This is a genomic window from Herbiconiux sp., from assembly GCF_023264895.1.
Classification (GTDB): domain Bacteria; phylum Actinomycetota; class Actinomycetes; order Actinomycetales; family Microbacteriaceae; genus Herbiconiux.
This window is the reverse complement of sequence record NZ_JAHFUY010000054.1, coordinates 20,798-29,649: the sequence shown is the minus strand read 5'-3', so window position 1 is coordinate 29,649 and position 8,852 is coordinate 20,798. Positions and strand designations below refer to the sequence as shown.

The 8,852-nt window shown below is 70.6% G+C and carries 9 protein-coding genes; 5 read left to right on the top strand and 4 right to left on the bottom strand.

Annotated features, from left to right (window positions below; all coding sequences use genetic code 11):
• Positions 1-13 precede the first annotated feature (13 nt).
• Complete coding sequence (locus tag Q0D57_RS11395) at positions 14-1,102, bottom strand: FUSC family protein (RefSeq protein WP_291043401.1); 1,089 nt, start codon at positions 1,100-1,102, stop codon at positions 14-16.
• Positions 1,103-1,181: 79 nt separating this feature from the next.
• Between Q0D57_RS11395 and Q0D57_RS11390 the strand changes: the two genes are divergently transcribed.
• Positions 1,182-1,685 carry a MarR family transcriptional regulator gene (locus Q0D57_RS11390; RefSeq protein ID WP_291043398.1) on the top strand — a complete coding sequence of 168 codons (504 nt, stop codon included), beginning with the start codon at positions 1,182-1,184 and terminating at the stop codon, positions 1,683-1,685.
• A gap of 234 nt (positions 1,686-1,919) precedes the next feature.
• Here Q0D57_RS11390 and Q0D57_RS11385 read toward each other — a convergent pair whose 3' ends face one another.
• Together Q0D57_RS11385 and Q0D57_RS11380 are read right to left on the bottom strand one after the other, a co-directional pair.
• Positions 1,920-2,528, bottom strand: a complete 609-nt coding sequence (locus tag Q0D57_RS11385) for a maleylpyruvate isomerase family mycothiol-dependent enzyme (RefSeq protein WP_291043395.1) — start codon at positions 2,526-2,528, stop codon at positions 1,920-1,922.
• Between the two features lie 117 nt (positions 2,529-2,645).
• Positions 2,646-3,269 carry a GNAT family protein gene (locus Q0D57_RS11380; RefSeq protein ID WP_291043392.1) on the bottom strand — a complete coding sequence of 208 codons (624 nt, stop codon included), beginning with the start codon at positions 3,267-3,269 and terminating at the stop codon, positions 2,646-2,648.
• A gap of 46 nt (positions 3,270-3,315) precedes the next feature.
• On the opposite strand from Q0D57_RS11380, the gene Q0D57_RS11375 reads away from it, so the two are divergent.
• The 4 genes from Q0D57_RS11375 to Q0D57_RS11360 all read left to right on the top strand — a co-directional run bounded on the left by Q0D57_RS11375 (position 3,316) and on the right by Q0D57_RS11360 (position 5,952).
• A complete protein-coding gene (locus Q0D57_RS11375) occupies positions 3,316-3,960 on the top strand; it encodes a GNAT family protein (RefSeq protein ID WP_291043389.1) in 645 nt (214 codons plus the stop codon).
• Positions 3,961-4,033: 73 nt separating this feature from the next.
• Positions 4,034-4,453: an organic hydroperoxide resistance protein gene (locus tag Q0D57_RS11370; RefSeq protein WP_259525817.1), complete on the top strand. Its 420-nt coding sequence runs from the start codon at positions 4,034-4,036 to the stop codon at positions 4,451-4,453.
• A gap of 194 nt (positions 4,454-4,647) precedes the next feature.
• Positions 4,648-5,631, top strand: coding sequence for a DMT family transporter (locus tag Q0D57_RS11365; protein WP_291043383.1), 984 nt, complete (start codon positions 4,648-4,650; stop codon positions 5,629-5,631).
• Between the two features lie 9 nt (positions 5,632-5,640).
• Entirely contained in the window at positions 5,641-5,952 is a 312-nt protein-coding gene (locus Q0D57_RS11360) for a chorismate mutase (RefSeq protein ID WP_291043380.1), read from the top strand.
• A 397-nt stretch (positions 5,953-6,349) separates the two neighbouring features.
• On the opposite strand, the gene purL is transcribed toward Q0D57_RS11360, so the two are convergent.
• The gene (gene purL / locus Q0D57_RS11355; RefSeq protein WP_291043377.1) at positions 6,350-8,644 is read right to left on the bottom strand and encodes a phosphoribosylformylglycinamidine synthase subunit PurL; all 2,295 of its coding nucleotides are present in this window, start codon (positions 8,642-8,644) and stop codon (positions 6,350-6,352) included.
• Positions 8,645-8,852: the final 208 nt, after the last annotated feature.

Genomic DNA, 8,852 nt, shown 5'->3' with positions numbered 1-8,852 from the left:
CGTGGGCCGGCTGTCAGGCGCGCGGCGCGCGGCTGCCGCGGGAAGGCGCGGCGCGGGCGAGGGCCGCGGCGGTGAGGCTCACCGCGATGCCGACGGCGGCTCCGAGGAGGGTCTCGAGCGCGCGGTCGCGGACGAGCGCCCACTCGTCGTGCGGGAAGGCGAGGTACGACATGATGAGCGCGAGGGGCGTCACGAACACCATCGTGAGGCCGTAGTTGCGCAGCACGAAGAGCTCGGCCGCCATCTGCAGCAGCACCACGAACACGATCAGCACGAGCGCGTTCGAACTCACCGCCAGCAGGGCGGCGGCGAGAGCGAGGCCGGCGAAGGTGCCGAGCACGCGGTGGCCGGCGCGCACGAGGTGGCCCGTGACATCCGCTGCCGACAGCGCCGCGACCGCCGACACCATGGCCCAGTACGGATGCCCGAGCCCCGTCGCCGTGGGAACGGCGCCGGCGACGGCCACCGCCGCCACCACGCTCAGCACCTTGACGAGTGCTCCAGGCCGGGCGAGCGCGCGGCCCAGCGAGGGCACGATGTTCGTGGGCGTGCGCCGACGGGCGGCCGGAAGCGCGAGGCCGGCCGTCGAGACCACGAGGGCGAAGACGGCGCTCGCCGCGGCGAGGAGGAACGCGATGAGGATCTGGCGCGGTTCCGACGGCACCGAGGCGCACGCGGCCAACGCGAACACGAAGAAGAGGGCGCCGGGCGGATGCCAGTGGAGGGCGTCCGAGAGCACGGTCGCGACGCCTGCGACGACGGCGGCGACCGGCACCACGAGCCATTCGCGGGAGGGCGAGACGCCGATGGCGGTGCCGATGACCACGCAGGCGACGAGCGCGAGCCCGGCGGTGGCCTGCATCCGGAGCCGGGTGAGGTGGGTGTGCGAGCGGCCGTAGAGGGCGGTGAACGCGCCGAAGACGGCGTAGAGCGCTAGGTCGATGTGGCCGGTGAGGTAGAGCGTGACGAGGGGCACGGCGATGGCGATGCCGGCGCGGATGGCCACGCGGTGGGCGCCGTTGTGGGGGCCGAGCTCGACGAGGCGGCGGGGGTGCGGCAGCAGGCGGATCGGCGCGGGCGGAACGGCGGGGGACTCGGGCATGGCGGCTCTCGTGAGAAGGCGGGGTCGCCGTCGACCGGAACGAAAGTAGTTTACTCGTGAATCATCGTAGAGTGGGCGGATGACCGAGTCGGACGATGTCGTGGACCGCATCCGCGCTGACTGGCGGCGGCTCGATCCGTCGGTCGACACCGCGGTGATCGACGTGGCGGGGCGCATCCTCAGGAGTGCTGCGCTCATCACGCGGCGCGGCGACGAGTTCTTGGCGCGCTACGAGCTCACGCGCGGAGAGTTCGACCTGCTCTCGGCGCTCCGTCGAGCGGGTGGGCCGCAGCGACCGGGCGAACTGCGCACGATCTCCCTCGCCACCGGGCCTGCCACGACGAAGAGACTCAAGGCGCTCGAGGGGCGGACGCTCGTGCAGCGCACCCGCAATCCCGACGACGGGAGGAGCGCGCTCATCGCCCTCACGTCGCGGGGGGAGGAGCTGATCGATCGCGTGTTTCCGGAACTGCTGGCCGTGGAGCGCGAGCTGTTCGCGGGGGTCGAGGGGGAGTCGCGGTCTGCGGTGGTCGCGGCACTGCGCACGGTGCTGGCGGAGCTGGAGCCGGGGTCGCTCGACTGAGCGCGGGTGGCGGGCTCCGGTGGTTGCCGGGTGGGGTGGCGTGAGCGGGAGCACGAGAGTCTCCCGCTCGGTCGCCGCTCAGTGCGAATCGGGCACAGGGCTGATGGGATCGCGGGTGGGTGGCACGTCGCGTCGGGAACAGCGAGTCGGAAGGGAGGCCGACAGGTGGAGCGGGCCGACGTGGCCGATGCGGGAGCGGTGGTGGAGTTGTGGAGATCTCCCGGGTGGTTCTGCTCAGACCAGGGAGTAGCCGGCCGGCAGGGTGGTGCGGCCCGTGAGGGCGAGGAGGAGGAGGTCGCCGTCTCCGCGGGCGGCGGCGACTCCGGAGGCGAGCGTGAGTGTGGCGGCGACGGCCTCGGGCGACTGGCCGTGCGGGAGGCCCGTGGCGCGGGAGATGTCGAGGGAGTGCACGACGAGTTCGAAGATCCGGGTGCGGAGGTATTCGCCGAGCTCTATGCCGAGGCCGCCGATCGACACGATGCGCTCCGCGGGCGCGGTGTCGACGAGGGCGGTGGCGCGGGTGATCGCGTCGGCGATGGAGCGGGCGGGGTCGTCGCCGAGCCAGATGCCCGCCTCGACGCCGCGGGCGGCGACGGCGGCGGGGTCGGTGAGGTCGCTGTAGACGCGGGCGTAGTAGTTCTCGGCGTTCGGCACGCTCGGGAAGCCGGGGTCGTCGAGCAGCAGGTAGCTCTCCACCGTGAGGATGGCGCGGGTGGTGTGGCCGACGAGCGAGCGCACCGTCCAGTCGCCGAGCGCAGGCGAGTCCCACCGGTCGTCCGGGATCCTCGTGACGAGGTCGTGGAACGCGGTGGCGGAGTGGAAGAACATGGCGGCACTGCCCATGGGACCATCGTGGCACAGCCCCGCCAGGAGCGGCGCCGCTCGGTGGGAGCGGAGGCGCTCAGGCGGGGTCGGAAGCGCGCATGCGGGGGCGGAGGTCCTTTGTGGGGGCGGAGGCGCTCAGGGCAGGTGGCTGAGGTGTTCGGTCAGGCCGAGGCGAACGGTGGGCCACTCGGGGGCGATGATCGAGAAGACCACGACGTCGCGCACGGTGCCGTCGCGCCAGAGGTCGTGGTGGCGGAGGACGCCGTCCTGCTTCGCGCCGAGAGCCGCGATCGCCGCCCGGGAGCGCCGATTGTGCCAGTGCGTGCGCAGTTCGACGGCGATGCAGTCGAGCTCGTCGAAGGCGCGCTCGAGCTGCAGCAGCTTGACCTCTTTGTTGAGGCCCGTGCCCTGGGCGCTCGGCGCGATCCACGTGGAACCGATCTCCAGTCGTCTGTCGTCCGGACGGATGTTGAGGTAGGTGGTCATGCCAATCGCGCGCCCGTCCGACACCCGCCTGACGGTCCAGGGCACGACGAGTCCGGATGCGTGCCGCTCGAGTCGGCGGTCGATCTCCGCCGCCATGCCGTCCGGCGACGGAAGCCGCGTGAACCAGACGTCGTGGATCGGAGCCACCTCCTCGGCGAGCTCCTCGGCGTGAGACGGATGCAACGGCTCGAGCACCGCGAGCCGCCCGGCCAGCCGAGGCACCTCGAAGAACCGCTCACGAGACCCTGCCGCTCCCACATCATCTCCCGCCATGCGCCCATGCTACGGACACGGCATCCCGCGATGCCAGACTGGAGGCATGGCCGCCACGCTCCCCGAGCACGCCCCGATCCAGGGCCGCTACATCCGCCTCGAACCCCTTTCGCGCGAAGCCCTGCCCGAGCTGCATGCCGCGATCGGCCACCCCGAGGTCTTCGCGAGCGGATACGGCGGCGGGCCCGAGGGCTACCGCCCCACGCCGGAGGCCTTCGCCGACTGGGCCGAGACCTACTACCAGTGGGAGGGCGGAAACGCCTACATCATCCGCCTCGTGGGCGGGCCGGACGACGGCCGGCTGGTGGGCACGACGACCCTCGGTGACATCGATCCGGCCCTCGAATACGCCCACATCGGCTGGACGGCGTACGACCCCGGCGTCTGGGGCACGGTCGTGAACCCTGAAGCAAAGCTCCTCCTTCTGACTCTCGCGTTCGAGCACGGCTTCGGTCGCATCAAGATCCAGGCCGACGTGCGCAACGAACGTTCCCGGGCGGCGATCGCCCGGCTCGGCGCGACCTTCGAGGGCATCAGCCGGCGCGACCTGCCTCGCGCCGACGGAAGCTGGAGGGACTCCGCCGTGTTCTCGATCATCATCGACGACTGGCCGGCGGTTCGGGCGGGTCTGGAGCAACGTGTGGAGAACCAGGGCGGCGGCGTGCCTGTGCAGAACTCGCGCACGGCTTGAACGCGTGCTGACAGCTTGCAGAACGTCGGCCGAACGGATGGTGCGCGAGCCCGATCAGTGGTGAACTAGCACCATGGAAGCCATCTACACTGCAATCGCCCATGCCTCCGGTGGAGGCCGCGACGGTCACGTCCGGAGCGAAGACGACCGTCTCGACTTCGACACCCGCCCCCCGAAGGAGATGGGCGGATCCGGCGAGGGAACCAACCCCGAGCAGCTCTTCGCCGCGGGCTACTCGGCCTGCTTCCTCGGTGCGGTGCACGCCGCCGGGCGCGAACTGAAGCTCGACACCACCGACGCCGCCGTCTCGGCGAGCGTAGGCATCGGCAGCAACGGCGAGGGCGGCTTCGGACTCGAGGTCGAGCTCGACGTCTACGTCCCGAACGTCAGCCCCGAGGAGGCCAAGCAGGTCGCCGACAAGGCGCACACCATCTGCCCGTACTCCAACGCCACCCGCGGCAACATCGAGGTCACGGTCTCCGTCGTCGAGTAGCGGATCCCGGCGCCGGCCCACCAGCCGGCGCCGGTCTGCCATCCGCTGAAGCCCGCGCCGCCACCCTGGCCGGCAGAACCGGTCACCCCCACGCGGCCCCGAAGACTGCCATTCTCCGCGCAGCCGACTGCCATTCCTCTCGTCGACATCACCCCCCGCCCCCTCTCCCCGCCCCGAAGCGGTAGTGTCTGCGGGTGCCCCGCAATCGCTTCTCCACCGCCCTCCAGTTCTCGGCGCTGGGGCTCATCTGGGGAGCGAGCTTCCTCTTCATGAAGGTGGCTCTCGAGGGGGTCTCGTTCGGCCAGGTCGCCTGGACCAGACTGGTCCTCGGCGCCCTCACCCTCGCCGTCCTCCTCGTGGTCACGCGCACGCGCCTGCCGAAAGGCCGCGCGGTCTACCTCCACTTCATCGTCATCGGGGCATTCGGATGCGCCATCCCGTTCCTCCTCTTCGCCTGGGCCGAGCAGTACGTCACCTCGGGCCTCGCGAGCATCTACAACGCCGTGACCCCGATCACGACCGCGCTCATGGTGACGCTCGCGTTCCGGGTCGAGCGACTGGGCCGGGATCGGGTTCTGGGCGTGGTCGCCGGCATCATCGGCGTCGTCATCATCATCGGACCGTGGACCTTCCTCACCGCACTCGGAAGCGACGCGGGTGCCGGCGGATCTGCAGGCGCCGCCCACGGCGACCTGCTGCTCGAGCTCGCCGGTCAGCTCGCCTGCCTCGGATCGGCCATCTGCTACGGGTTCACCTTCGGCTACATCCGCCGCTTCATCACCAACCGGCATCCGGTGACGGGTCTCACGGCGGCGTTCCTGCAGGTGGGCATGGGAGCCGCGATCCTCCTCGTCCTCACGCCGTTCGTGGCCGTGGGGCCGATCAGCCTGGAGCCGCAGGTCGTCGGCAGCCTGCTCGTGCTCGGCATCGCCGGCACCGGGGTGGCCTACTACTGGTACATGAAGGTGCTCAACGACTGGGGCCCGACCGCCACCTCCACGGTCACCTACCTCACTCCGGTGGTGGGGGTGGCCCTCGGCATCCTGCTGCTCGGCGAGACCCTCACCTGGAACGCGCCCGTCGGTGCCGCCCTCGTCTTCCTCGGCATCCTGCTCGCTCAGGGGCGACTGCGGCTGCCGCAGCGCCGCACGAAGTCGGCCGGGGCCGAAGCTGGCTAGAGTTTAGTCATGACCGAAGCCACCGACGAGGCCGTCCTCGCCCGCCTGGAGAGCATCCGCCAGTCGATCGACAACATCGACGCGGCACTCATCCACATGCTCGCGGAGCGCTTCAAGTTCACGCAGAGCGTCGGCCGTCTGAAGGCCGAGCACGGGCTGCCACCCGCCGATCTCGAGCGCGAGGCCCGACAGATCAAGCGCCTGCGCTCGCTCGCCGAGGAGGCGCATCTCGACCCCGGCTTCGCCGAGAAGTTCCTGAACTTCATCGTGGCCGAGGTCATCCACCACCACGAGCGCATCGCTGACGGCGAAGACATCTGACGCCCGTCGTCCGGCCCTGGGTCGCCGCCTGCGGTTCGAAAGCGCACCTCGCGCCGGCATCGGGCGGCTGACCGACGCGGATGACGCGACGAGTGCGGTTTCGAACCGTCACAGCGCGGGCAACGCCAATCGTGAGGCGCACCGCTCGCGTAGACAGGGCGGATGGCGGCAGGTTTGGCGATGTCCGGAGAACGCGGCGGATCGTGGACGGAAGTCGTCATCGAGCGCGCACGCCGCGTCGGCTGACTGAAGAGCGCTGTGCCGCCAGCCTTCGGCGCTGACGACAGGGCCTTAGTCGTGCCTCCGACCACGCCCACGTCGGGTCAGCAGCGGCGCCTCCCGGCGGCCAGCCGACGACAGGCGCCCGCGACGGTTCCCCCGCGGCCCCCTCCGGCCGTCAGCCCCCGACGACGGGCCCGAAGCGGCCCGGCAGCGTGGCCGTGTGGGCGCCCGCGAGCTCGGGCAGCGGCACCTCGAAGAGGTCCTGCACTTCGAGCGAGCCCGACTCCGCATCCGTGACCCCGATGCGGAGCACCGGGATCGAGCGACCGGCGCACAGCCCCTTGAACTTCACGTCGTCCTCCCGCGGCACCGACACGAGCACGCGTGCGGTCGACTCGCTGAACAGGGCGTCGGATGCGGAGACGCCGTCGCGCTCGATGATCTCGTCGAGCCACACCCGGGCGCCGATGCCGAACCGCAGCACCGACTCGGCGAGGGTCTGCGCGAGCCCGCCGTCGCTGAGGTCGTGCGCGGAGTCGATGAGTCCCTCGACCGCTCCGGCGCGCAGCAGCTCGGCGAGCGCCGCCTCGTCGGGCAGCGAGACCTGAGGGGGCAGACCGCCGAGATGGTCGTGGATGACGCCGGCCCAGGCCGAGCCGTCGAGCTCAGAGCGGGTGGTGCCGAGCAGGTAGAGGTTCGACCCCTCGTCCTGCCAGCCCGAAGGAACGCGGCGCGCGACATCGTCGATCACACCGAGCACGGCCACCACGGGAGTGGGGTGGATGGGCTGCGAACCGGTCTGGTTGTAGAACGAGACGTTGCCGCCGGTGACCGGGATCTCGAGCTCGAGGCATCCGTCGGCCAGGCCTTCGACCGCCTTCGAGAACTGCCACATGACCTCGGGGTTCTCCGGGCTGCCGAAGTTGAGGCAGTCCGAGACGGCGACAGGGGTGGCCCCCGTGACGGCCACGTTGCGGAACGCCTCGGCGAGGGCGAGCTGCGCCCCGCGGTAGGGGTCGAGCTGGCAGTAGCGGCCGTTGGCGTCGGAGGCCAGCGCGAAGCCGAGGCCCGACTCCTCGTCGACCCGGATCATCCCGCCGTCGTCGGGGAAGGAGAGCGCCGTGTTGCCGAGCACGTAGCGGTCGTACTGGTTGGTGATCCACTCCTTCGACGCCATGTTCGGCGAGGCGACGAGCTGCAGGAACTCCGAGCGCAGGTCTTCGCCCGAGGTCGAGCGGGGGAGGCGCGAGGCGGAGTCGGCCTGCAGGGTGTCGAGCCACGCGGGGTAGGCGACCGGGCGCTCGTAGACTGGCCCGTCGACGGCCACGGTGCGCGGCTCGACGTTGACGATCTCCTCGCCGTGCCAGTTGATGACGAGGCGGCCGGTGTCGGTGACCTCGCCGAGCACGCTCGTCTCGACATCCCACTTCGCCGTGACCGCGAGGAAGCCCTCGAGCTTCTCGGGCTTCACGACCGCCATCATGCGCTCCTGGCTCTCGGACATGAGGATCTCCTCGGCCGTGAGCGTGGGGTCGCGGAGCAGCACCTTCTCGAGCTCGATGAACATGCCGCCGTCGCCGTTGGAGGCGAGCTCCGAGGTGGCGCACGAGATGCCGGCCGCCCCGAGGTCTTGTATGCCCTCGACGAGCTCCCCCTTGAACAGCTCTAGGCAGCACTCGATGAGCACCTTCTCGGCGAACGGATCGCCCACCTGCACGGCGGGGCGCTTGGTGGGGCCGCCGGCCGAGAACGTGTCGGAGGCGAGGATCGACGCCCCGCCGATGCCGTCTCCACCCGTGCGGGCACCGAAGAGCACGACCTTGTTGCCCACGCCGCGGGCGTTGGCGAGGTGCAGGTCTTCGTGCCGGAGCACGCCGACCGAGAGCGCGTTGACGAGCGGGTTGCCCTGGTAGACCTTGTCGAAGTAGGTCTCGCCGCCGATGTTCGGCAGGCCCAGGCAGTTGCCGTAGAACGATATGCCGCTCGTGACGCCGTGCACCACGCGCGCCGTGTCGGGCTCGTCGATGTCGCCGAAGCGCAGCTGGTCCATGACCGCCACCGGGCGCGCGCCCATCGAGATGATGTCGCGCACGATGCCGCCGACGCCCGTGGCCGCACCCTGGAAGGGCTCGATGTAGGAGGGGTGGTTGTGGCTCTCGACCTTGAAGGTGACGGCCCAGCCCTCGCCGACGTCGACCACGCCGGCGTTCTCGCCCATGCCCACCATGAGGTTCTTCTTCATGGCCGGGCTGACCTTCTCGCCGAACTGACGGAGGTAGATCTTCGACGACTTGTAGGAGCAGTGCTCGCTCCACATGACCGAGTACATGGCCAGCTCGCCGCTCGTGGGGCGCCGGCCCAGGATCTCGCGGATCTTCACGTACTCGTCGGCCTTCAGGCCGAGCGCCTCGTAGGGCTGCTCACGCTCGGGGGTCGCGATGGCGTTCTCGACGGTATCGGCAATGCTCACGCGGCCAGGGCTCCTTGAATAGCGGGGGAGGGATGCGGGTCGATTCTACCGGCCGCACACCCGGGGGCGGGTCGGTGTCCGAACCTGTGGAGAACGGATGCGCCGCGCGGCTCTGGGGATAATCCGTGAAGCCTATTCACGGACTTCAGGCGTACCGTCGCATCATCGCGCAGGCCACCCGGCCGCCGCCCGCTCAACATTGCCCGCA